The organism is Bacteroides faecis (assembly GCF_020091505.1).
Taxonomy (GTDB): Bacteria; Bacteroidota; Bacteroidia; order Bacteroidales; family Bacteroidaceae; genus Bacteroides; species Bacteroides faecis.
In genome coordinates, this window is record NZ_CP081916.1 from 1,626,910 (window position 1) to 1,652,424 (window position 25,515).

At 42.0% G+C, this 25,515-nt stretch carries 18 protein-coding genes and 1 pseudogene; 7 read left to right on the forward strand and 12 right to left on the reverse strand.

Annotation, left to right across the window (positions count from 1 at the left end; all coding sequences use genetic code 11):
* Positions 1–2: 2 nt before the first annotated feature.
* The 6 genes from K6V30_RS06530 to K6V30_RS06555 all read right to left on the reverse strand — a co-directional run bounded on the left by K6V30_RS06530 (position 3) and on the right by K6V30_RS06555 (position 9,765).
* Positions 3–3,182 (reverse strand): SusC/RagA family TonB-linked outer membrane protein, encoded by a 3,180-nt coding sequence (locus K6V30_RS06530; protein WP_055269169.1) that lies wholly within the window; start codon positions 3,180–3,182, stop codon positions 3–5.
* A gap of 49 nt (positions 3,183–3,231) precedes the next feature.
* Positions 3,232–4,398, reverse strand: a complete 1,167-nt coding sequence (locus tag K6V30_RS06535) for a n-acyl-d-glucosamine 2-epimerase (RefSeq protein WP_055269089.1) — start codon at positions 4,396–4,398, stop codon at positions 3,232–3,234.
* A gap of 32 nt (positions 4,399–4,430) precedes the next feature.
* The gene (locus tag K6V30_RS06540) at positions 4,431–5,837 is read right to left on the reverse strand and encodes a sugar porter family MFS transporter (RefSeq protein ID WP_055269090.1); all 1,407 of its coding nucleotides are present in this window, start codon (positions 5,835–5,837) and stop codon (positions 4,431–4,433) included.
* Positions 5,838–5,842: 5 nt separating this feature from the next.
* On the reverse strand, positions 5,843–6,940 hold the full coding sequence (locus tag K6V30_RS06545) for a DUF4434 domain-containing protein (RefSeq protein WP_008762555.1): 1,098 nt from the start codon (positions 6,938–6,940) through the stop codon (positions 5,843–5,845).
* 386 nt (positions 6,941–7,326) lie between these two features.
* Complete coding sequence (locus K6V30_RS06550) at positions 7,327–8,505, reverse strand: prolyl oligopeptidase family serine peptidase (RefSeq protein ID WP_055269091.1); 1,179 nt, start codon at positions 8,503–8,505, stop codon at positions 7,327–7,329.
* 114 nt (positions 8,506–8,619) lie between these two features.
* Positions 8,620–9,765, reverse strand: coding sequence for an AraC family transcriptional regulator (locus K6V30_RS06555; protein WP_008767092.1), 1,146 nt, complete (start codon positions 9,763–9,765; stop codon positions 8,620–8,622).
* 180 nt (positions 9,766–9,945) lie between these two features.
* Between K6V30_RS06555 and K6V30_RS06560 the strand changes: the two are divergent.
* From K6V30_RS06560 to K6V30_RS06570, 3 genes and pseudogenes are all read left to right on the forward strand, one after another.
* Positions 9,946–10,449: pseudogene (locus K6V30_RS06560) on the forward strand (HU family DNA-binding protein).
* Between the two features lie 103 nt (positions 10,450–10,552).
* Entirely contained in the window at positions 10,553–12,094 is a 1,542-nt protein-coding gene (locus K6V30_RS06565) for a glycine--tRNA ligase (protein WP_010536293.1), read from the forward strand.
* An 11-nt stretch (positions 12,095–12,105) separates the two neighbouring features.
* Positions 12,106–12,696, forward strand: coding sequence for a BamJ family beta-barrel-assembly machinery protein (locus tag K6V30_RS06570; RefSeq protein WP_010536294.1), 591 nt, complete (start codon positions 12,106–12,108; stop codon positions 12,694–12,696).
* 44 nt (positions 12,697–12,740) lie between these two features.
* Here K6V30_RS06570 and K6V30_RS06575 read toward each other — a convergent pair whose 3' ends face one another.
* Positions 12,741–13,784 (reverse strand): LacI family DNA-binding transcriptional regulator, encoded by a 1,044-nt coding sequence (locus K6V30_RS06575; RefSeq protein ID WP_055269092.1) that lies wholly within the window; start codon positions 13,782–13,784, stop codon positions 12,741–12,743.
* Positions 13,785–13,981: 197 nt separating this feature from the next.
* On the opposite strand from K6V30_RS06575, the gene K6V30_RS06580 reads away from it, so the two are divergent.
* From K6V30_RS06580 to K6V30_RS06595, 4 genes are read left to right on the forward strand one after another with little or no spacing between them, the layout of a single operon-like run.
* Entirely contained in the window at positions 13,982–14,914 is a 933-nt protein-coding gene (locus tag K6V30_RS06580) for an aldo/keto reductase (RefSeq protein ID WP_055269093.1), read from the forward strand.
* 15 nt (positions 14,915–14,929) lie between these two features.
* Positions 14,930–15,853, forward strand: a complete 924-nt coding sequence (locus K6V30_RS06585; RefSeq protein WP_055269094.1) for an amidohydrolase family protein — start codon at positions 14,930–14,932, stop codon at positions 15,851–15,853.
* A 36-nt stretch (positions 15,854–15,889) separates the two neighbouring features.
* A complete protein-coding gene (fucP, locus tag K6V30_RS06590; protein WP_055269095.1) occupies positions 15,890–17,146 on the forward strand; it encodes an L-fucose:H+ symporter permease in 1,257 nt (418 codons plus the stop codon).
* Positions 17,147–17,169: 23 nt separating this feature from the next.
* A complete protein-coding gene (locus tag K6V30_RS06595; protein ID WP_055269096.1) occupies positions 17,170–18,186 on the forward strand; it encodes a zinc-binding alcohol dehydrogenase family protein in 1,017 nt (338 codons plus the stop codon).
* A gap of 171 nt (positions 18,187–18,357) precedes the next feature.
* Here the strand turns inward: K6V30_RS06595 and K6V30_RS06600 are convergent, their stop codons facing one another.
* From K6V30_RS06600 to K6V30_RS06620, 5 genes are read right to left on the reverse strand one after another with little or no spacing between them, the layout of a single operon-like run.
* Positions 18,358–19,209 carry a hypothetical protein gene (locus tag K6V30_RS06600; protein ID WP_055269097.1) on the reverse strand — a complete coding sequence of 284 codons (852 nt, stop codon included), beginning with the start codon at positions 19,207–19,209 and terminating at the stop codon, positions 18,358–18,360.
* Positions 19,206–20,321, reverse strand: a complete 1,116-nt coding sequence (locus K6V30_RS06605; RefSeq protein ID WP_055269098.1) for an acyltransferase family protein — start codon at positions 20,319–20,321, stop codon at positions 19,206–19,208. The genes K6V30_RS06600 and K6V30_RS06605 overlap by 4 nt, the downstream gene beginning before the upstream one ends.
* A gap of 43 nt (positions 20,322–20,364) precedes the next feature.
* Complete coding sequence (locus tag K6V30_RS06610) at positions 20,365–21,672, reverse strand: AmpG family muropeptide MFS transporter (protein ID WP_055269099.1); 1,308 nt, start codon at positions 21,670–21,672, stop codon at positions 20,365–20,367.
* 16 nt (positions 21,673–21,688) lie between these two features.
* Positions 21,689–23,050 (reverse strand): SpoIID/LytB domain-containing protein, encoded by a 1,362-nt coding sequence (locus K6V30_RS06615; protein ID WP_010536303.1) that lies wholly within the window; start codon positions 23,048–23,050, stop codon positions 21,689–21,691.
* Positions 23,047–25,515 (reverse strand): DUF4922 domain-containing protein, encoded by a 2,469-nt coding sequence (locus K6V30_RS06620; protein ID WP_055269100.1) that lies wholly within the window; start codon positions 25,513–25,515, stop codon positions 23,047–23,049. The genes K6V30_RS06615 and K6V30_RS06620 overlap by 4 nt, the downstream gene beginning before the upstream one ends.

The following is a 25,515-nucleotide window of genomic DNA, read 5'->3' on the forward strand; positions in this document are numbered from 1 at the left end:
GTTTAGAATGAAACATCAACACCTACACTGAAAGTACGTTGTTGCGGATAATAACCGGTAATTACGTTGGCACTTTCAGGATCCAGGTATTTAAATTCTGTAAAAGTTAGTAGGTTCTGACCGCTTGCATATATTCTGAGGCTACCAACGCCAAGTTTATTCATCCATTGTTTAGGGAATGTGTATCCTAACACAACGTTTTTCAAACGTAGGTATGCGCCATTTCTTTTCCAGTAGTCTGAAATCTGGGCGTTATTGGTTCCAGGACTTATTGATAGCCGTGGATATTCTGCATTAATGTTGTCAGGTCTCCAACTGTTTTCTACTAAATAAAGTGGAGCATTGTCTACTCCTGCGTAGAAAGGCTTGGTTAAAGGAGTTTGGTCTGTAACACCGTTTAGATTATACCAGTTTTGTTGCAGCATTTTGTCGCAAAGGGCAGCTCCCTGTAGTTGAATAGATAAGTCGAATCCTTTATAATTGGCATCGGCCATTAGGGCAAACATCAGTTCAGGACGTGAATTACGTGCAATCTTCACTTGGTCTTGTGAATTAATCTGGCCATCTCCATTGATGTCCATATAGCGGATATCACCTAAGCGTGGTTTAGTTCCAATAGGTTTGGGAGCATTATCTAGTTCCTCTTGAGTTTGATATAACCCCATCGATTTCAACCCCCATACATCTCCTATTGAACTCCCCAAGGTGCTTTGCCAAGGTAATGTACCGTCAGCTTGTCTTTTGCTTAATATACGGTTATGTGCATATGTTAAATTTCCGGTTAAGCTATAGTTAAAATCACTAATTTGATTGCGGTGTTTTAGTATTAATTCGAAACCTTTGTTGTCGAAAGTTCCGTCATTCATTCGGGTGGGTACATGACCTCCTAGAGATGCCGGATAGATGGAAGTAATGTTCTGGAGAATGTCATAAGTATATTTATAGAATACATCAAATTCTACTCCTAATAATCCATTCCAGGCATTCATTTCAAATCCGAGATTGATTGTGCGACATTTTTCCCACGTTAGGTCGGTCATTGGATAAGCGACCTTATTGGATAATGTGCTTTGTGAAGATGGGCTGGTTCCGAATGCTACATTATTGCTGTTTAGTTCATAAAGTTTACGATATAAGAAAGGATCTACATTATCATTTCCTAATATTCCGACTGAACCTCTAAGTTTAAAGTAATCGATTTTTGGAAATAAGTCTTTGAAGAAGTCTTCTTCAGAGGCAACCCATCCTAAAGAGACGGAAGGAAAGAATCCCCATCGCTGACCTTCAGCGAAAAGGTAGGAACCATCGTAGCGGAAAGAAGCTTCTACAAGATATTTGTTGTCATAGGCATAATTTAAACGTCCCACGTATCCGGCATATGCAGATTTACCAGATGACCCGTTAATGATAGCTGTTGCGGCATCACCGAAGTTTAATTCAGGAAGGTCAAATATATCAAAATCCTTGCGGCTTCCTGAAAATGAACTTGAGTTTTCTTTCTTTTGTTCGTAAAGAAATAATGCTCCTATATCATGCAAACCAATTTTGTTGTTATAAGAGATAGAAGGACGCAGCATTACCTTTTGTCTCTTGTTATTCCCTACATACATATTTCCTTCTGGTGAAAGATTTGCGCTTTTTACCAGTGAATATCCATTCCCTTTGTTGGCGTTGTTTTTATCTGCTGGAGTGAATGCCATTATATCATAGGCATAAGTAAATGTTTTGCCATCTCCATCATAGTAGTCCCAACTTGCAAACATACTTGCTTTTAGACCTTTTAAGAAGGGGAATGAGTATTCTATTTTGGCAGATGTTTCCAGTCGGACATTACGTGCTTTTTCAAATCCTGAGTTAGCTGATCCATATACAGCATTGGCTGCACTACCGGATTGACGGTAACCGGAGGTGGGATACCCATTATATTCTTGAGGAACATAAGGTAGTGAATATAACATTAAATGGAAGAGATTGTAACCTTTTTGGTTTTCATAAGTATATCCTCCTGGCCGATAGTAATCTTGTATATTGCCAGCAATATTTAACTGAACATTGAGGTTTCTATTGATTTCTGTTGTGATATTGGACCGGAAGTTACCACGTTGATTTTTATGGTCTTTGATGATACCATTGTGGCGTAGGAATCCACCACTGATAAAGTATTTAGTTTTATCTGTACCTCCACTGACAGAAAGGTTATGTTGATGCATCATAGTAGTTTTGTATATGGGCGATGTCCAGTCTGTATTTTCATATCCGTCCGTCGGGTCCCCATTGTAGGTTGCTGCAATCTCTTCATCAGTGAAAAATCCCTCACCAGGTTCCAAGCCATTTGCTATATTGTCTAGTTGACGTGCTAAGTTGTAGTATTGCATGTATTGTGTACCATTCATCATTTTAGGGAGGTTAGTCGCATGGTTGAAAGTAACACTGCCTCGATAAGTGATTACAGGCTTACCTTCTGTTCCCTGTTTGGTTGTAATTAATATAACTCCATTGGCTCCTTTCATACCGTACACAGCACAAGACGAAGCATCTTTTAAAATAGTAACAGATTCTATATCTGACGCATCTATACGTGCCATTTCACGTTCTACTCCATCAACTAATACTAATGGGGTACTAGCACCGTTGTAAGATGAATAACCTCGTACTAAGAAAGATACATCATCAGCTCCAGGCTGCCCGGTAGATTGTTGGCTTACTAAACCTGGTAATTTCCCGACCAAGGCTTGTGAAATATTACTTGCTGTGGTTTTTAATATTTCCTTTGAGGAAGCGGAAGCGACAGAACCTGTCAAGTGGACTTTCTTTTGAGTTCCATAGCCTACTACAACAACTTCATTCAAACTTGATACATCTTCTGACAAGCTGACATTGATGGTTGTTTGTCCTTGTGTTTTAACTTCGTGTTTGGCCATACCAATGTATGAGAAGATTAATGTACCTGTGGAAGGTACATTGATAGAGTATCTACCGTCAATATCGGTAGTGGTACCTGTGGTCGTACCTTTGACAACGACGCTGACTCCTGGCAACGGATCACCGGTCACGTCTGTGACGACTCCCCTAACCATGTTCTGGGCATAGCCATTTGTGGCATACGCAAAAAGCATCGACAATGAGAATAGTATGATTCTGATTGTTCGGAAACTACTTTTTTGCTTAAAGCATTGTTCCATCATAAGATAAAATTTAATTGGTTAATAAAAAAGTTTTTGGGTATTAGATTTATTGTAATTCTTCTAGTACTTTCCAGCATTGATATAAGCCCCTGGGGACATGGAAACAGCCTTTCCATTTGCCTCCTTTAAGTGGCAGAAGTACTTCTCCATGGCGGTTTAAGTAACCGAACCATTCAGGATATTGAGCATCTTTGAAGTGCGTCCATACATACTCATGTATTTTCTCGAACCACTCCATACATTGTTTGTCACCTGTCAATTGGTAACCTTTTAGTAGGGAAATAAGTGTTTCAATGTGTACCCACCAAAGTTTTTGGTCCCATTCCAGTTGTTGGGGAGGGCAACCTTTGCGGTCCATAAAATAGTAGATGCCACCATATTCTTTGTCCCATCCGTAGTTAATCATCGTCAAGGTTACATTTTTTGCCTTTTCGATTAGATCAGGGCGATTCAGGCGTTTTCCTAAATCCATGATAAACCACATCGCTTCGATGTCGTGTCCGGGAGTCACTTGCCGTCCTTCAAAACAGTCTACGAGATTGCCGTCCACTCCTATATTTTCAACAATAATTCCTCCGAGCTCCGGGCGATAGAACACTTCCATCACTTCATGGATACAAGTCTCTATTGTTTTTTTCAGATACTCTTTGTCCAACAGGTGTTCTATTTCAAGTGCCAGATTACAAAGGATCATCGGGAGGGCGAAATTTTTCAGATTACGTGTGCCCGGATGGATTTTGTTCCATTTACCTTTCGGATTATCTGCCTTTGAGAGAATAATATCGAACGTTTTCTTTGCAATGTCAGCATATTCCTGATTGCCTGTAGCCAGGCTGAGTTGTCCGAATGCCATTGTAGCAAATGTATAGGAAAAGATGTTGTATGGTTCTACCAGAGGATTACCTGCCCGATCCAAAGAAAAATACCAATGATAGTTTCCATCATGTCCGTATTTCTTTAGAAACTCACCGCCTTGAATAGCGCAATCCAGCCATTCCTGTTTTTTCTCAACTTTATTGTAAAGCATTGAGAATAACCAAACTTCGCGTCCTTGCAGCCAAATAAATTTATCTGTATCGAATACGTTGCCTTCACGATCCAGACAAGTGAAATAGCCACCGAATTCGTGATCCTGAGAATGCTCTAACCAGAATGGAAGAACATTATTCAGTAGTTCGTCTTTGTATTGGTTTGCTAATTTTTTTAAATCCATAATTGTTAGTTTTTTATTTAATAAGGTCTATTTTACCGTTCCGAACGGGTCCAGTATCTTTCAATCTCCTCCAGAGACTTTCCGGTAGTTTCCGGTACGAGTTTCCAGACAATGAGCATATACGGTACACACATGATGGCGAACAGGAAGAATGTTCCGGCTGGAGTAAGATTCTGGAGCATCCAGGGGGTTAGCTGTCCGATCAGATAGGTACCGATCCAAAGAGCGAATCCGGCAATGGACATTGCTAATCCGCGTATTTTGGTAGGGTACATCTCAGAGAGAAGTACGAATATCACAGCGCAAATGGAAATGGCGCAACAAAAAACATAACACAGAAAGAAGGCTAACAGAAACAGGCTGGAAATATTCCAGGCATTTCCGAAGAGGAAATAACTGCCAATGAGTATCAATGAAACGACCATTCCGGATACCCCATAATATATCAGTTTCTTGCGTCCTACTTTGTCAATGATGAGAAGTGCCAAGATAGTGGTCAGTGTATTCACAAGTCCTACAAGAACCTGATAGAACAGAGAATCCCCTCCTGAAAGACCGGCATTCTCAAAAATGGAAGGCCCGTAGTAAAGAACTGCATTAACCCCCATGAACTGTCCCAGAATAGCAATACATACACCGATAATGACTGCTTTCAGAATACCTGGTTTCAGAAGGATAGACCATTCTGAACGGGTCTCGGAAACAAGGACGGATTTTGTCTCGCTTAGTTGGAAATCAGCCTCTTTAAATGAATTGTAGATCTTTTCCAGAATATAAGTGGCTTTCCTTTCTTGTCCTTTTAGTATCAGCCATCTGGGGCTTTCGGGTATGAAAAAGATAATAATAAAGAATATTACGGCTGGTAATGTCTCCATGCCTAACATGCCTCTCCACACTTCTGTAACTACTATTTTTTCTAACCAGGCGATAGGTAAGTGGTTTCCACTCTCTGAATATGCCAATAACTGGTAGTTGACAAGATAAGCTCCTAGAAAACCGACAGTTACGGCCAGTTGATACAGGGAGACCATCCTGCCTCTGAATTGTGCGACGGAAACTTCGGAAATGTAAAGAGGAGATACAATAGAAACAACACCAATTCCGATGCCACCTATGATTCTATAAACAACTAACTGGTTAAAGTCAATGCAAAAAGTACAGCCGATTGCTGATGTAGAAAACAGAATGGCAGAAAGTATCATTGTTCTTTTACGTCCGATGCTGTCGCTCAATATTCCGGAAAAGAGAACACCGACAATCGATCCGATCAATGCGCATCCTACATACCATCCTTGTTGCAAGGTGTCCAACTGAAACAGATGTGTCACCTGAGCTATTGTGCCGGATATGACAGCTGTGTCATAACCGAACAGAAAGCCTCCTAAAGCAGCAACGACTGAAAGGAATATGATATAACCCAGATTAATTGTTGTTTTCATATAGTTTATTTGATTTCAAAGTATTCTCTGTATCTGTCATATAAATGTCCTGCCTGCAGATAAGCTGATTGCGGACTTAAAAAGTGAGAAAACTCAAAAGTGATTGCTTTATCATATCCGGCACGTTTTGCCGCTTCTAGTTTCATGCGGAGTTTGTCGAATTTGATCGGCAGGAACCGGATGGGCATATCGCGGTCGAATGTTTCCGCGTTTGTCCAACATTGCATTCCGTATTTGTCTGCCAGTTTCTTGTTTACAGTGAAAAAAGCATCCAGTTCGTCGTAGTCAATGTGTCCGTCTTGAAAAGCACAAGCGTCTACTACATCGTGTATACCATCAAAAATTTCATTCCATTCTCTCTCATGTTGTTCTACGGATACAGCATCCTCCCTTGTCATTTTTCCGGTTCCCATGACTGCCTTTTTACCATCAATCCAAGGGGATATAAAAGTAGGGAGGCCATTCGATACATCTTTGCATTGTTTACCCATGGTATGAAATGCACCGATAGCTCCTTTGGTATTGCGGCTGATTTCCGTGCTAATATACCAGCCTCCGAAACTCTTATACTTTTCACCGTAAGTATTCCATACTTCGTCAATCACATATTTATTATATTCCACTTCCCACGACATATCACGTGTATCCCAATAATGACCGGTGTCATACAGCCCAAAATAAAACTTCATGTTATATTTTTCAGCCAGTCGTAAGTACATATCTACTAAATCCACGGAAGGCATATAGCATCCTTTTCCTAATAGATATTTGGACGGATAAGTGATGAACTTGCGATATCCGGAACGGATCATAATAACGGTATCGATGCCAATCCTTTTCATGTGCTGAAAGTCGAGATCCCATTCTTTTTCTCCCCAGTTCTGGTGTGGAATATCGTGAGATATTTCATCTAGAAAAGTGCCTGTGATTTTCAGACCATTATTCTTCGGTACAATTAATTTGCTGTCCGTCCTTTTGCTCGGAGAGAGAACGAATTCACTTCCATCTTTGCCTTCAGCGGCCAGTAGTGTGGGAGCCATTAGGGCGGAGGCTCCCGCTAATGCGGCTTTCTTTAAGAAATCTCTGCGATTATTCGCTTCCATAGTTTACTTTTTTTAGTTTCTACTCTTTTTAGTATATATTTAACCTATTGAATTTTTAATAGTTTAATATTTATTACTAACTCGGAATGATTTGCTAGCTTTATTAATTCCTTTGAGTTAGCACTTTTAATTTATTAATTATGAATTTATTATTGTGTTATTTATTAATTGGGCGATAATTTATGATTAGTTTTATTAATATGGCATTAATATTGCCCCATTCGCAGATGGGGCATTTTATGTTTTCTAGTGTATATTTTTCATAGGCTAATCATTTTAGTCAAGTAATTTAGGTTACTTGGATGAATTGATAGAACAAAGTTAGGCATCCAGAGTTGATTTTTTGCGCAAAAAAACGAAAAAGTGTATTCAAAAAACGCATCTTTCTACTCTTTGGTAGATTTATTTGCTGAATGCAAGTACCATTTAAAAAAATCATATATAATTTCGTTTGATTCAGGGGTTGGGTCATGATTGACTCTGTTGCTCATCGCGACATTATTGCGGTATCCTAAGAGCCGGTTGACCGCTATTGTATGGTTTAGCGCTATCCACCGGTCTGTTCCGTCAGAGTATCCTCCGGAAACAAGAAATGGGCGAGGTGCCATCAGCGCATGCAATTCATGCAAATCATATCCTTCTTTGCGGAGCTTCGGATAAATGCCTTTAGCATAATCATGCCCATTTTTACTCCATATATTTTCCCATGGTGGCGGATAATATCCCAAATACCAGGGTTCCCAGTAATTGATATATCCCTCTTTTGTTTCGTCGAATACAATTCCGGGGTCTCCCCATGCCGCACAAGCGAACTTTTCGTATAGGCATGAGGCAAACATTGCCCACTTCCCACCATAAGAATGCCCTGTGATGCCTATTCTTGTAGAATCGACGTCCTGTACTTTGGCTAATACTTCCCATGCATTTGCGGCTGCATAAGCTAATGCTGAAAGTGGTTGGAGAGTTGCATTTTCAATGGTGGGGTAATAAATGGAATATGTCTGATTCTCTGTGGTCTTCGTTGTTCCTATTGATAATGTGACAAATCCTCTTTTCGTCAATTGATATGCAAAGTCTCTATAAGGTTTTCCACCCAATCCGATAGCTGTTTCGGGTTCATAAAAGGTAGTGATAACGGCAGGCTTTTTGCCTTCTTTGTCCGGAACCAGCAAATAACCTTCAGTCTGTTCGTTGGGAGTCCAGTAGAAGCGGACACGGTATTGCATGAAGTTTTCACGGTGGAGAGTATCCAGAATTTCAAATGTTTGTCCGGTAATGACAGGCGGCCATTGTCCTAACAGGCTCATCCATCTGTCCTTGATTTCAGTTCGTCGTCTTTGCCAGTCTTCAACGGTTCTGACTGTATCCCCATTATAATATAATAAAGGAGAGCGAAAATTCCCATATACATTTTCGTATTCTGCGGGCGGGCGGAAGTAGCTCGATAACTTATTCCATAGATCAGAGGAGTCATTATTTCCGCTATTTTTGTTTCCGCTGCATCCTGCTAGAAATGCTGCCAGATGAATGATCAGGATGAATAGCACGATTTTCTTTTGCTCCATAAGTTGTAGATTGACTTTGAGAGTTAACATTTACCGAACAAAGATATGCCACTTTAGTAATGCCTCCGGTACTAAAAACGAAAAGCTATATTCGAAAAACGAATAATTTATTTTTTATCTGTTCGTGATTTTTTTCTCCCGATATTCCAAAGGGGAACATCCTTTGAACTTTTTGAAAATCCGGGAGATATTATTATAGTCTTTGAATCCGGCTTCCGTTGCAATGTCTGCCAATGAACGATCTGTAGTAAGAAGTAAATCGGCCAGATGGTTGACCCGGCAATTTAAGATATACTGATAGATGGAAGTATGCATCGCATTTTTGAATTTCACTTCAAAATTTCTGCGTGAGAGCGGAATCTGTGCCAACAAAGACTCTATGGTCAGGTCGGAATTGTAATGACTCTCTATGTATTTTACAACTTCGAGAATGTAAGGGTCCTTTATATTATGTTTTTCTGTGGATTGCCGCAATTCTATGCGGATAGGGTTGATGACGATATTGAAGGTCCCTTCATGTTCCTTTTTGATTTGTTGATGAATGAGCCTGCCTATGGAATATCCTCCTCTTTCTACTTCCAGTTCTATGGAGGAGATGGGAGGATCGGAAATATTGCAGATCAAGTCATCATTGTCGACTCCTAACAGGGAGATTTCTTCCGGTATGTGTATGTTACTTATCTTGCAGGTTTCCGAAATGAATAGTGCGTGTGAGTCGTCGCAGCAGAACAACGCTATGGGTTTAGGAAGCTCTTGCAGCCATTGGCTTACTTCTATTCTGATTTCGTCTTCATGCTTATCGGATTCGAAACAATAAAAGTTGCCGCCTATCCGTTTAACTTCCTGACGGAAGCCTTCGCAACGTTCGTCAGACCAGACAACTCCGTTTATGCCGAAATAAGCAAAGTTGTGGAACATCCGCTTGGCGAAGAATTGGGCGGCCATTCTGCCCGTTCCTTTGTAGTCGCCCGTCAGATTGGAGTAAGTAGTGCTTCTATGATGATAATTCTGCAATACAATCGGAATATTCAGTTCTTTCAGTAGATTGACGGTGTCATTGTTCCATTGTCCGATGATGGCGTCAGCTTTCCATTCTTTTGCCCATTTGAGAATACCTTTTTCTCCATACATGCCGCTGTAATAGGATGGAAGCCGATAGAAAAGCCAAGGTCCGTTTTCTTTGGAATATTGTACAAGTCCGCGGAGCAATTTTCTGTCGAATTCACTAGAGTAATCTATTAATAGGAGTATCTTAATCATGATCTAATCTTTATTATAGCATTCAGATTCACAAATATATGAGAATTCCTCTGTTTTCCTACAATAAAGACTTAATTTTGTTGCAATAAAAGTGTAACTGACACCCGGGTCTCAGGATAGCTGACACCCGGGTGTCATGGGTATAGGAAATGCAAACAAAAAAAGAAAGGAGTATAGATAATGTCAGTACCTTATGTAGTGAGAAAAAAAGTGGATTTAACATCTGGAGAAAGAAAAGAGTTATGGTATGGTGTGCCCGGTAAAATCTTGGAACCGATTCGAAAAAAAGAATTTGCTGAGTATCTGGAGAAGCGAAGCGGATTTCATCGCGGACAGATAGACGGCATACTGACGGAGATGGTTGATGCCATTCACAGTTTGCTTTCTATCGGTCAGGCTGTCACCAGTGAGGGGTTAGGTACCTTTCATACAGCGTTGACCAGTTCGGGATTTGAATCGCCTGAATAGGTAACACCTGGAAAAGTGTCCGTTTCGCGTGTTTATTTTGTCGCTTGTCCTGAATTTAGCCGGCAGGTGAAAAAAATAAAATGCAGCCGTATTCCTTTTAGCATGTATATGCCCGAAAGCAGATTGACAGCCCCAATGAGGAAAGCAGACAGAATACAGAAGGAAATAGACAATGGTATGAGGCCTCCTGAAATCGATGAACAAACAGAAGAATAAGATAAATTAATACCCTCCCTGTCTTATTTATGAGATAAATGCCTATCTTTGTGGCACTTTTTTGGAAAAAAGCAAATTCAAATTAATAGATACATATAAGAAAATGGCACAAGAAGACGTTTTTAAGAAACTTGTATCGCACTGCAAAGAGTACGGTTTTGTATTTCCTTCAAGCGATATCTACGACGGACTAGGCGCTGTATATGACTACGGTCAGATGGGCGTTGAATTGAAAAACAACATTAAAAAATATTGGTGGGACAGTATGGTACTGTTGCACGAAAACATTGTCGGTATCGACTCTGCCATCTTTATGCATCCTACCATCTGGAAGGCTTCCGGACACGTAGACGCATTCAATGACCCCTTGATTGACAATAAAGATTCTAAAAAACGTTATCGTGCTGACGTACTGATTGAAGATCAGTTGGCTAAATATGACGATAAAATCAATAAGGAAGTAGCAAAAGCGGCCAAGAGATTCGGTGAAACCTTTGATGAGGCTCAATTCCGTTCTACCAACGGACGTGTGCTGGAACATCAGACAAAACGCGATGCGCTTCATACTCGTTTTGCAAAAGCGCTGAACGACAATAATCTGGATGAGCTTCGCCAGATCATCGTTGATGAAGAAATTGTATGTCCTATCTCCGGAACGAAGAATTGGACGGAAGTTCGTCAGTTCAACCTGATGTTCTCTACTGAGATGGGATCTACTTCTGACGGTGCTATGAAAATCTATCTTCGTCCGGAAACAGCGCAAGGTATTTTCGTAAACTACCTGAATGTGCAGAAGACCGGTCGTATGAAGGTTCCTTTTGGTATTGCTCAGATCGGTAAGGCTTTCCGTAACGAAATCGTTGCCCGTCAGTTCATCTTCCGTATGCGTGAGTTTGAACAGATGGAAATGCAGTTCTTCGTAAAACCGGGTACTGAATTGGATTGGTTCAAGAAATGGAAAGAAATCCGTCTGAAATGGCACAAGGCATTAGGCTTTGGAGATGCCAGCTATCGTTACCACGATCATGATAAATTGGCTCACTATGCAAATGCTGCTACAGATATTGAATTCCTGATGCCATTCGGCTTCAAGGAAGTGGAAGGTATCCACTCACGTACGAACTTTGACTTGTCTCAACATGAGAAGTTCTCAGGAAAGAGCATCAAATATTTCGATCCGGAACTGAACGAGTCTTATACTCCGTATGTGATCGAGACTTCAATTGGCGTGGACCGCATGTTCCTCAGTATCATGAGTGCAGCTTATTGCGAAGAACAATTGGAAAATGGTGAGAGCCGCGTTGTATTGAAATTGCCGGCTGCTCTGGCTCCGGTGAAATTGGCTGTAATGCCTTTGGTGAAGAAAGACGGTCTGCCTGAAAAGGCTCGTGAGATCATCGATGCTCTGAAATTCCATTTCCACTGTCAGTATGATGAAAAAGACAGTATTGGTAAGCGTTATCGTCGTCAGGATGCCATCGGTACTCCGTTCTGCGTGACTGTAGACCATCAGACACTGGAAGATAACTGTGTAACATTGCGTAATCGTGATACGATGCAGCAAGAACGTGTAGCTATCTCTGAACTGAATAATATTATCGCAGACAGAGTGAGCATCACTTCATTATTGAAAACTTTACAATAAACCATTAACGAATGAGTAAAAAAATCTATTTATTCTCCTTAGTATTACTGACTTTGGCATTTGTTTCTTGTAGTGAAACGGAAGAAGTGGGTAAATATGACAATTGGCGTGCGCGGAACGAGGCATATATTGACTCTTTGGCGAATGTCTATGCTACGGCTTCTGGTAGAGGAGGCTTGGAACGCATAGAGATGTTGACTGCTCCCGGTAATTACATCTATTATAAAGTAATGCCGTCAATGACTGATCATGTAGTAAAGGCGGGAAGTCCTAAATATACTGATTATGTGAAGGTATATTATAAAGGAACGAATATTTTAGGAGAATATTTTGATGGTAACTTCAAAGGAGATAATCCGGTTGTAAATGAGGAAAATCCAAGTGAAGGAGATTCTCCTACAACTATTTTCCAAGTCAGCGGGGTAATTACCGGCTGGGGTGAAGTGCTTCAGAGAATGGAAGTTGGTGACCGCTGGAAGGTTTATATCCCTTGGGAGTATGCTTATGGAAGCAGTGGTACTACTGGCATTTTGGGATATTCGGCTCTTGTTTTTGATATCACATTGCTTGATTTCGCTACTACTGAAGCAGAGTTGAAATAATAAGATAAAACTCTCTTTATATATGGAAGGTGCTGTATCTATAATTACGTAGATACAGCGCTTTTTATATTATTTTCTTTAATGCTGCTCTCCCTTATCTGTAAATGTGTCGGGATGATCACTTGTTTAATTGTTCTGTCTCCCTTAATCTGCTCAATCAACAGTTGACAGGCAGTTTCTCCCATTTTATAAGTCTGATGTGATACAGCAGATAATTTGGGCTCTACATAGTTGGCATGCTGTTCGTCAGTATATCCGATGATAGCAATATCTCCGGGAATGCTAAGCCCGTGACTTTTGATCACCTCCATGGCGGCAAAAGCCAATGTATCGTTCATCGCGAGAATAGCATCGGGAGGCTGGGGGAGAGATAATAATGTTTCCGTAGCAATCTTACCTTCCTCATAATCAATTTTTCGGCAAACGACTAATTCCTTTTCAATAGGAATCCGATTGTCACGTAAGGCTTCCAGATAACCGTGCTTCCTTCTCTTTACAATATCCAGATGATTGGCACCTCCGATAAAAGCGATCCGTCTGCTTCCGTTGTCCAACAGATGTTGGGTAGCCATCTGTGCAGATTGAACTCCGTCTGCTATTACCGACGAGAATTGATCAGTCAGGCAAACACGGTCGAACAGAATTAGTGGCATGTTGATCTCCTTTAATGCGACAAAATGAGCAAAGTCAGTTGTTTCCTGAGACAGGCAGGCAATGATTCCTTCTACCCGCATATTAACCAGGTTTTCTATATTCCTTTTCTCATGCTCGAAGGATTCATGTGAAGTTGTGATAATTACAAAGTATCCGTTGGCAATTGCCATATTCTCTATTCCGTTCAGGATAGAGGCAAAAAAGTGGGTGACTATGTCCGGAACTACTACCCCGATAATGCGCGGCGCATTTTTGCGCAGGCTCATGGCGAAAGGATTAGGACGATAATTCATATCTTTGGCCAGTTGCTTGGCTTTAGCACAAAGCTCGCGACTGATTTCCGGGCTGTCCTTCAGTGCCCGGGATACGGTAGGAATCGAGACACCCAATGCTTGAGCGAGATCCTTGAGTGAGGTATGTTTTCGGTATTCCATTGAAAGGTCTCCGGTTTATTAAAGGTTTCCAACTTTGATTCGTTTACAAAGAAAGCATATTCCCCGATAAGTAGCTGCATTTAAAGAAAGATTTTTTACGTAAACCGTTACGTTGCTTTTTCGCCCTTCTCTTGTCCATTGAGAGGTGTTCCTGACCTACTTTTGTCGCAAACAAAATAATTTAAAACCCTATACGTATGCAATACCATGAAATCGGAAAGACAGGGATGAAGGTATCATCTCTCAGTTTCGGAGCTTCCTCTTTGGGAGGAGTTTTCCATGATCTAAAAGAAAAGGAAGGCATTCAAGCTGTGTTTACGGCCATCGAAGCAGGAATGAACTTTATAGATGTATCCCCTTATTATGGGCATTATAAGGCGGAGACTGTTCTTGGCAAGGCACTGAAGGATATTCCTCGTGACCGTTACTATCTTTCTACGAAAGTAGGACGCTATGGCAAGGATGGAGTCAATATGTGGGACTACTCGGCAAAGCGTGCAACGGAGAGTGTATACGAAAGTATGGAGCGTTTGAACATTGATTTTATCGATTTGATTAATGTGCATGATGTTGAATTTGCAGATTTGAATCAGGTCGTGAATGAAACATTACCTGCTTTAGTCGAGCTGCGTGAGAAAGGGGTGGTAGGCCATGTCGGAATCACTGACTTGCAACTTGAAAATCTGAAATGGGTGATAGATCATTCACCAAGCGGAACTATTGAATCTGTTCTCAGTTTTTGTCACTATTGTCTTTGCGATGATAAACTGGCTGATTTTCTCGATTATTTCGAATTGAAAGGAATCGGTGTGATCAATGCTTCCCCTTTGTCGATGGGCCTATTAAGCGAACGGGGCGTTCCGGCTTGGCATCCGGCTCCTAAGCCACTGGTAGATGCTTGTCGGAAAGCGATGGAACATTGTAAAGCTAAAAACTATCCGATAGAAAAGCTTGCCATGCAGTTCTCTGTGAGTAATCCGAAGGTTGCGACTACACTGTTCAGCACCACTAATCCGGAGAATGTAAAAAAGAACATCGCTTTTATCGAAGAGCCCGTTGACTGGGAACTCGTCCGTGAAGTACAGGACATTATCGGAGATCAGAAACGTGTGAGTTGGGCAAACTCTTAAAAGCAGACCAATCTTATGAATGATACGATTATTGATGCACATGCCCATTTATGGCTGCGACAGGATACTGTGGTGAATGATCTTCCCATCCGGACACTGGAAAACGGACGCTCGCTATTTATGGGAGAGATCCGTCAGATGGTTCCTCCTTTTATGGTGGATGGGGTCAATAGTGCAGAGGTTTTCCTTTCGAACATGGACTATGCGCAGGTAGCTGCGGCTGTCATCACGCAGGAATTTATCGATGGGATTCAGAATGAGTATTTGGCAGAAGTTGTTTCCCGTTATCCTAACCGTTTTTTTGTTTGCGGTATGTGTGAGTTTCGTAAACCGGGATTCTTAGAACAAGCCAAAGCTCTTATGGCCGAAGGTTTTAAAGCCATAAAGATTCCTGCTCAACGCTTATTGCTAAAAGAAGGACGGGTGATGTTGAACAACGAGGAGATGATGGCAATGTTTCATTATATGGAAGAGCGGAATGTAATACTGTCTATCGATTTGGCGGACGGGGCAACACAGGTTCCCGAAATGGAAGAGATAATTCAGGAATGCCCCCGGCTGAAGATTGCTATCGGCCATTTCGGGATGGTTACGCTGCCTGACTGGAAGGAGCAGATTAAACTGGCACGCCATCCGAATGTAATGATTGAAGCCGGTGGAATTACCTGGCTTTTCAATGATGAGTTTTATCCATTCAAGGGAGCGGTGAAAGCGATTCGTGAAGCTGCCGGTCTGGTTGGAATAGAGAAATTGATGTGGGGATCGGATTATCCGCGCACCATTACCGCTATTACCTACAAGATGTCTTATGACTTTGTGGTGAAGTCTCCGGAATTATCTGAAGGCGAGAAAACTTTGTTTCTAGGAGAAAATGCGAGGGAGTTCTATGGATTTGCCGATCTTCCTACGCTTCCCTATATCAAAAATATGTCCGAGTAAGAAGAATAACTATACCATGAAACAATAATTGTACAAATGAAGAAAAATACATATACCATTCCTCTCGCACTTGTTTTCAGTCTTTTCTTTTTGTGGGCGATCAGCAGTAATTTGCTTCCTACCATGATCAGACAGTTGATGAAAACCTGCGAACTAAACACATTTGAAGCTTCTTTTACAGAAACTGCCTATTGGCTGGCTTATTTTATTTTCCCTATCCCTATTGCTATGTTTATGAAACGTTATAGTTATAAGGCAGGGATTATCTTTGGTCTGGTGCTGGCGGCAGTCGGAGGCTTGCTCTTCTTTCCTGCTGCTATCTTGAAAGAGTACTGGGCTTATCTCTGTATCTTCTTTATCATAGCTACAGGCATGTGTTTTCTGGAGACGGCTGCCAATCCGTATGTGACAGTGTTGGGAGCACCCGAAACGGCTCCCCGGCGATTGAATCTGGCACAGTCTTTTAACGGGCTTGGCGCTTTCATTGCCGCCATGTTTCTCAGCAAACTGATTTTGAGTGGATCGCATTATACGCGAGAGACGCTTCCTGTAGATTATCCGGGTGGTTGGCAGGCTTATATACAGTTGGAAACGGATGCAATGAAACTTCCTTATTTGATATTGGCTTTGTTGCTTCTGGCCATTGCTGTCGTATTTATATTCTCAAAACTGCCGAAGATCGGAGATGAGGATGAGAAAGCACCCATTGATAAAAAGGAAAAACTGATAGACTTTGGAGTGTTGAAACACTCGCATTTACGTTGGGGTGTGATTGCGCAATTCTTCTATAATGGTGGACAAACGGCGATCAATAGCCTGTTTCTTGTTTATTGCTGTACCTATGCAGGACTTCCGGAAGATACTGCGACCACTTTCTTCGGACTGTATATGCTTGCTTTCCTTCTGGGACGTTGGATCGGTACGGGTTTGATGGTGAAATTCCGTCCGCAGGACATGTTACTCCTCTATGCTTTGATGAATATTCTTCTTTGTGGAGTAGTAATGATATACGGAGGGATGATCGGGTTGTATGCTATGCTGGCTATTTCCTTCTTCATGTCTATCATGTATCCCACTCAGTTCTCTTTGGCTTTGAAAGGGTTGGGAGATCAGACAAAGAGTGGCTCTGCCTTTTTGGTGATGGCTATTGTCGGCAATGCCTGCCTTCCTCAGTTGACGGCATATTTCATGCACGCTCACGAACATATCTATTATGTAGCATACTGTGTACCGATGATTTGTTTCGTCTTCTGTGCCTATTACGGTTGGAAAGGTTATAAGGTAATCGATTAATAAATTTATTTCAAATATATAAGATGAAAGCAGTTCAAATTGTCAATCCCTTCGAAATGAAGGTGGTTGAACTGGAAAAACCGGTTGCTGGTACCGGTGAAGTATTGGTAAGAATCAAATATGTCGGTTTTTGCGGCTCCGACCTGAATACATTTCTGGGACGTAATCCGATGGTAAAGTTACCCGTAATACCGGGACATGAAGTGGGAGCAGTGATCGAAGAAATCGGACCAGATGTTCCGGCAGGTTTCGAGAAGGGTATGAATGTGACTTTGAATCCATATACCAACTGTGGTAAATGTGCTTCATGTCGTAACGGTCGTGTCAATGCCTGCGAACATAATGAAACGTTGGGTGTACAGCGGAATGGGGTAATGTGCGAATATGCCGTTTTACCTTGGACTAAGATTATTCCTGCCGGTGACATTTCTTCCCGGGATTGTGCCTTGATAGAGCCGATGAGTGTAGGATTCCATGCTGTTTCCCGTGCCCGGGTTATTGATAATGAGTATGTGATGGTGATTGGTTGCGGTATGATTGGTATTGGTGCTATTGTACGTGCTGCATTAAGGGGGGCAACAGTGATTGCTGTCGATTTGGATGATGAGAAACTGGAGCTTGCGAAGAAAGTCGGAGCTTCTTATGTGATTAACTCCAAAACAGAGGATGTGCATATACGGATGCAGGAGATTACAGAAGGATTGGGTGCTGATGTGGTTATTGAAGCGGTCGGTAGTCCGGTTACTTATGTGATGGCTGTGGATGAAGTCGGTTTTACGGGGCGTGTTGTTTGCATTGGTTATGCCAAGAGCGAAGTCGCTTTTCAGACGAAATACTTTGTGCAGAAAGAACTGGATATTCGTGGTTCCAGAAATGCATTACCTGCGGATTTCCGTGCGGTGATCAATTATATGAAGGCGGGAAATTGTCCGGTGGAAGAGTTGATAACCAAGATTGCAAAACCTGAAGGAGCTTTGGAAGCAATGCAGGAGTGGGTAGCTAATCCGGGAAAAGTATTCCGTATATTGGTGGAATTCTAAAGATGATAAGCCGGATGTGAAAAGTAACATTTTATAATGTTATTATATAGGCACGGATTTCACGGAATTAACACGGTTTAATAGTCCATCTAATCTCTTAAAACCGTGAAATCCGTGTGATCCGTGCTTGAAATTTTAGCACATTCTTTTCTGCCTGCCTGCAAATGTAGCCTATAGCAAGTAGTTGGCAGAAGTATGATATTCTATCAATCCCTCCATCGGACTTTGAAGTATCTTTCCTATTCCGAGACCGGTTTCTTTTGCCGCCTCCTGGAGTATTTCTTTGTAGCAATAAGCAACGGAGCCGATAAAACGTACAGGATACTGTGTATAATCATATTGCATCACATTTCTGCGGATGAAAGCGATAAAGCTGTTAAGCACTATTGTGCGGATGCCCGGTTCCTCCAGATGCTGTGCAAGAAAAGGAGAAAGGCTTGCTAAAAAGCGATTGGGGTATGGCTGACGGTAAACCCGGTCGATAATTTCAGGTGCTGTCAGATCAAACTGCTTTAGAAACTCTTCTTTTAATTGGGCAGGGAGCTGATTCTTTAAAATATCTCCGACCAATAGCTTTCCTAAAACCGCCCCACTTCCTTCATCGCCTAAGATGAAACCTAGTGGTGAGACATTACTTACGATTTCTTCTCCATCATAAAAACAGGAATTGGAGCCGGTACCCAGAATACAGACAATTCCCTTCTCATGTCCGCATAATCCACGGGCTGCCCCTAGCATATCCGAGTTTGCTTTTATATTACCGATGACTGGTAAACTGTCAGCGATGGCACGCCGGAGAACCGGAGCCTTTTCAGCTGTACAACCTGCTCCGTAGAAATAGACTGCATTTAGCTTTCCTTCCGGTAGCTGAGGAAGGAGAGAAATGGTCAGTTCTCGTTGAATATCTTCTTCCGATTGGAAGAAAGGGTTGATCCCTTTCGTTCCGATTCGTTTGATCAGCGTGCCGTTGAGTACGACACACCAATCGGTTTTAGTAGAGCCACTGTCTGCAATAAGTATCATATCTTAATGTATATTTTCTTTTTATATAGTATATAGCCGATTGCCCAGTTGAGGAGGACAAAGAGCAGGGCAAATATGAGAGAGCCTCCTTTGTCTCCGAAAACCGGTTGCAAAAGGGCACTGTATATGTATCCGTGTAAAGAAGTTGGTTCGCCGGCATAAGTCATTGGAATCATAGCAAAAAGAATTGCCAGAATGTCAGCGAGTACATAAATAAAAAGTGGATTGACTCCGAATGATTCGAAGAATCTACTCCAGCCTTTGTAGCCTTTGATGTCGATGATCCAGACAAGTAGTGCCAAAAAACTGGAGCCCATACCACAAGTGATCAGAACAAAAGAAGGAGACCATATCTTTTTGCAGATTGGCGAACCGTAGCTTAGTAGAAAACCAGCAAAAGTGAGGATAGTGCCTATCAGGAATAAACGTTCCAGTTTCTCATGGATATCCTTTACCTCCATTAATAGTTTGCCTGCACAGAAACCGATCATCACATGAGCGACGGCAGAAATCGTACTTAATAACCCCTCCGGGTCCAGAATGGCACCACCGTAAATATGCGCCTGCCCCAATACAGCACGATCCACTATAGAAAGGACATTTGTTTCGTCGTAGACGTATCCGTTACCAACGGCAAGAATCATGAAATAACCGATCAGAAGAACTGCTATCAGATACGGAATATATTTATGTTTGATAAGAAGAGCGGCCAATGCAGTAATTCCATATCCCAAAGCAAGCCGTTGCATGACCCCAAGAATGCGAATCTGATCTATTGGAAAAGGATCATGCTGGAAACAGAGAATGGAAAGCCAGCTGATACCGATGCCGATTAAGAAGATGATGACCGTTCGTTTGAGTATCTTTAAACCGGCAGGTATACTGAAGGTAAAATCATACTTCCGTAAAGAGATGTACGTCGAAATCCCCATGATAAACATGAAGAAGGGAAATACGAGGTCAGTAGGAGTCAAGCCGATCCATTCAGCGTGCTTGAGAGGGGCATACGTATGTTGCCAGGAGCCGGGGGTGTTCACTAAAATCATTCCGGCGATGGTAATGCCTCGCATTACATCGAGTGCCAATAGGCGTTTGTTACTTGTTACATTCATGACTGTTACTTTTTTAATGTGTTAAGTTATAAGTAATTCTGTTCTATATTTTTTTTCCGAATGAATCGTCCAGTCGATTGCGGATCATTAATGACGCTATGATACCGGGAATCGTACATATACATACCCAGATAAAGAAATTCGTGTATCCGATATGCTCCTGTATCCATCCTGCAGGCATTCCCGGAATCATCATGCCCAGTGCCATGAAACCGGTACCTATGGCATAGTGAGCTGTCTTGTGTTCTCCTTCTGCAATGTAAATCAGATAAAGCATATAGGCGGTGAATCCAAATCCATATCCTAGCTGCTCGATAGCTACACAAATGGAGATAAATAGGGGGTTATCCGGTGTAGCTGCTGCCATCCATACATATAGAAGGTCGGGGAGGTTAATAGCCAGTGCCATGGGTAATATCCATTTCTTAAAGCCATCACGTGAAACCAGAAAACCGCTGACAATTCCTCCGAGAAGCAGAGCGATGACACCGATTGTGCCATAGATCATTCCGACAGTGGCGGTAGAAAGCGCCAAGCCTCCCTGTTCTGCATCATCCAGTAAGAAGGGGGAGGCTATTTTAGCTAGTTGTGATTCTCCGAGCCGGTAGGTAAGCAAGAAGAAAAACATGAGTCCCAGATGCTTCTTTTGGAAGAAAGATATAAATGTCTTTAAGAAATCTTCGAGCAACTTACTGGCCGTGAGCCCTTCTCGTTTGATATCGGTATCAGGATGTGGAAGAATGAACCGGTGGTATAGGGTGAGAGCAAGAAATAATCCTGCCATCAGATAAAAAGTGATACTCCAAGCCAAAGGAATGTTGCCTTGTGAGGTTTCGAGCCATCCGGCGAGCATGACGAGAATACCTTGTCCGAAGATATTGGCAAAACGATAGAATGTATTTCGGATACCTACGAAAAAAGATTGTTCTTTGTTATTTAGTCCAAGCATATAGAATCCGTCAGCCGCTATGTCATGAGTAGCCGAACTGAATGCCATCAGCCAGAAAAAAGCCAGAGTTAGTTGTACAAAATGTGTTGTCGGAATAAAAAAGGCGATGCCTGCAAATCCTGCAGCGATTAAACCTTGCATCGCAATGATCCAGGAACGTTTTGTTTTTACCAAATCAACGAAAGGACTCCATAACGGTTTAATGGTCCATGGCAGATAGAGCCAGGAGGTATAAAGCGTAATTTCTGTGTTTGACAATCCCAGCCGTTTATACATAATGACGGCGATTGTCATTACGGCTACATAGGGCAGTCCTTCCGCAAAGTAGAGTGTAGGAATCCAGTTCCAGGGATTTCTACGCTTTACCGACATACTGTGATTGGTATCTCTTATTGTCATCATGGTATTGACCTTAGAATTATTCGTATTGTTTTTCAAGCACACTACCAGGATAATAGTGGGATAAAATGTCTTTATAGTTGTATCCCTGTTCACCCATAACTGCCGCACCTATCTGGCAAAGTCCTACTCCGTGCCCCCAACCTGCTCCGGTGAAAGTGAAGCGGGTGGGTACTTGACCCTCTTCCCCTTCTTTGTCAACCACGAATGCGGAACTATAAAGATGGGAAGGGGATAAGGTACGGCGTATTTCCAGTTCTTTTCCGATAATAAGCGTTTGTAAAGTACCTACAATCTTTAATCGTACAAGACGTCCGGAAGTTCCCCGTTCGACAGGAATCAAGTCTATGATTTCTCCGAAATTGATTCCCGAACGTTTATGGACCAGTGCTGAAAGTTCTTGTTGGGTATAACTGACTTTCCAACGATAGAAGTCTATTGTTTCCTGATCATAGTTGTTGAGAACCTGGCTCAGCACTCTTTTATCTTGCGTATTGCAGAAAGCGGAAGGTGATGTACGTATCCATTTTTCTGCTTCTTTTTCTATCGTCAGGTCGGGCAGGTGGATTGCAGAGGCATCACGTTGACCGGTCAGGTATGGATGCCTGACATTTTCCCAGCAATTTTGGAACTCTTCAAAAGCGCCGCCGCAACATTTGGAAAAACGTGTGTCACAGATTTCTCCTTCGTATACAAGCACCTCTCCCCTGGTAGAAGATACGGCTTCGATAGCTTGTGGGGTGGAAGTACGGGTAATTCCCTGATAACGTTGACAATGATCATCGGCACAAACATCAAAGTGTGTATGTGCTTCATGATCGTACCATTTGATGAGTGAAGCATCAGAAGTAGAGGAGGAAGAACCGACTGTGTTTTCTTTTCGTGTAGCCATCCCTAATGTTTCATCCTTCATTCTTAATTCTTCATTTAGAATGTTTCTCGTTCTTAATTTATGAACCAGCCAACTTCTGGAAATGACTGCATGTGCTTTTAAGAGACTTAAAGAAGCAGTGGCACTCATTTCCGATGAAATCACACTAGTCAGATATTCTTCAATGGAAATTACATTGATAGCTGTTAGCCTCTCCTCTTCAACGATTATTTTCAGACTCCCTTTGAATCTTTGTGTTTCTTTGCGTTCCCAATGGAAATTGATGCCGATGGTAACATCTTTTAGCTCAAAGAAAGTATCAGTATCCTGTATGGGAGAGAATGATAATTCATTATATGCTTTCCCTTGCCAGTATATCTTTCCTTTTTGAAAAACAGCCTTTTGTATCCCTGATGCCATCGTGCCATCGGGGGTAACGAAGCTTTCCGGGAGAAAGAACTCGATTTCTTTTCCGGAAAGGATACCGACTGTTATCTGAGGTTCTTTCATAATGCTGCCTTTATGCGTTCTGTAATTTTTATAAACTCATCCTGAGGCATAGAAACTTCCCGACGGATTTCATATATCTTCTCGGGAGTCAGTTTGGGAAAATCTTCTTCCCGGACAACAGGAAATATGCCATTCATTTCGGCAATAGCCGGGCTGATAAGAATTTGTTCATCTCCTTCTGCATAATAACAGTCCGGACGGTGTTTGCTACGCAGGAAGATCATGCAGTGATAACGCAGTGTCAAATCTTTCAATTCAGATTCGTAGTATCCTTGGAAAAAATCTTTATGTTTTTCCAAACCGTACCAGGTAAGGATATTCATCATTGGTTCTTTTCCGTTTTTATCAGCAGCGAGTATATCGTAAAGCTGCTTGAATGTACGTGACATTGTTGCTTTGTCCTTTGTCTGGATAAGAATTGCAGTGACTGGATTGTCAATCGAATGTATTTCTACATTACTCTTCTCAATCAACAATTCTTTGTGCCAATCCGCACTTAGTGCACCTTCCAGTTCCTCCTCTTTTCCGCAAGCCTGAAAATGAGCATGGTCCGGAGCAGATGCTCCGCATTCGGGACCATTGTATAAAATGAAGTTCTCTTGCAGCAAACTGGAGAAATCTATCATATCATCGAAACGTTGGGCGATGGATTGTGGTGTATGTTTTCTGTCGATAATTGTCAGATGCTGTTTGAATATGGGGTAAGGATTTACCAATATCTGATAATTTTTATAGCTGACAAAATTTTGTTCCTGCGGACGGTTTTCCTGGCATAGAAAGCAGGGGCGTGCATGAATGGAGGAGGTGTCTGTCTGCGCAGTAGCCGAAAGTATGCGTTTGGGATTAGGAAAGGTATATACAAGCATATCGAAATCCTTTCCGGCCAGACTCATTTTTTTCATTTGCTTTCGGTACTCTTCCAATGCCTGATAGTTCTGTTTGGCAAGTTCCCATGAGTGGGTCTGTTCTTCAATTAATTGTAGGATTGCTTTTTGAGGTTTCAGCTTTATTTTATTTACTTGAATCCTCCGTTGCAATTCCCATGTGCGGATACGGTCTTTGTATACATTATTCTGGTTAACCTTTTCGATGGCTAATGCAGCGTCCGAATTACCTTCCCAGCGGCGACAGAGATAAACGACATCATATACCCTGCCTATCTGATAATTGCTTGAAATGCATAGTCCGAGTGCATAGTCTTCTCCATAGCTGGTATTCGGCACGTTGATTTCCCGGAGGAGGGGAGTATAGAAGGCACGGGGAGCTCCCAGTCCGTTGATGCGTAAAGCGTTATTGCGGCCATTCTCGGGAGTCCATTCTTTGTGGTCTATGATGCCGGGCGCCATTTCTTTCATGTTGAAGTCTGTCATCATATAGGTACCGATTACCATGGCGCAGTTTTGTTCATAGAAAGCGTTTACCATGATTTGCAAAGTATGCTCGTCTTTGTATACGTCGTCACTGTCGAGTTGGATAGCGAACTTGCCGCATTTCTCGTGATGGATACCTGTGTTCCAGCATCCTCCGATACCGAGATCATTTCTTTCGGGGATTATATGAACCAGCCGATAATCAGTACATAACTCCCGAAGGGCTTCCGTGGTTCCGTCTGTAGAATGATTATCGATTACGATGACATTGAATGGAAAAGAGGTTTGCTGGTTCAAAGCGGAGCGGACCGCATCTTTGATAGTACGGATACGGTTGCGTACGGGAATAATGACAGATGCTTCATATTCGAAAGTAGAGGCTGAAAAGTTGACTGACTGAAAACAGGGTTCCAGATATCCGCCGATAGCTTTCAGATGTTCGCTGCATGCCTGTTCCATTTCTATCTGCACCCGGCGATTTTTCGGGTCTACATAGTCGAACTGTTTCTCACCGCTTTTCCGGGTATCGTTTTCTATTTCTGTATATAGATATTCGTTGATATGTACCAGTTTTTTCTTTTGAGAGATTTTGAGGCGTAAATCATATAATCCTGCATACTGATAGTCTTCTTTGGTAGCCTTTACCATTTTTCTGAAAACCTCGCTTTGGAAAAGCATGACAGAACCGAAGTCAAAGTCATCACGCAGGCTGCCGAATTGATAGTCGATAACGGGAGCCGCTTTCCGTATACCATTCACTTGCTGATAATGGTCGGCATATACCATGCCTGCCTGCGTCATTTCCATTATTTGAACCATTCGTTCGAGAGCGAATAATCCCAGCTTTAGTTCAGTATGCTTGGTGTAAAGTAAGGTATATGTTCCATTGGAATGGGAAGCGATCGCTTTCATCGCTTCTGTCGACTGGATATTCGCTATAGAAATCAGTTCACATCCGGGTAGACAGATATCGGTAGCTTCCGGTACCAGCAAATAGATTTTATCTACCAATTCCGATGTGCGTAATTCTTTAACTGTCTGTATCGTTTCTTCCTGTCTGCAAAAAGGCAGGAAACAGTTGATTGTAATTTTCAT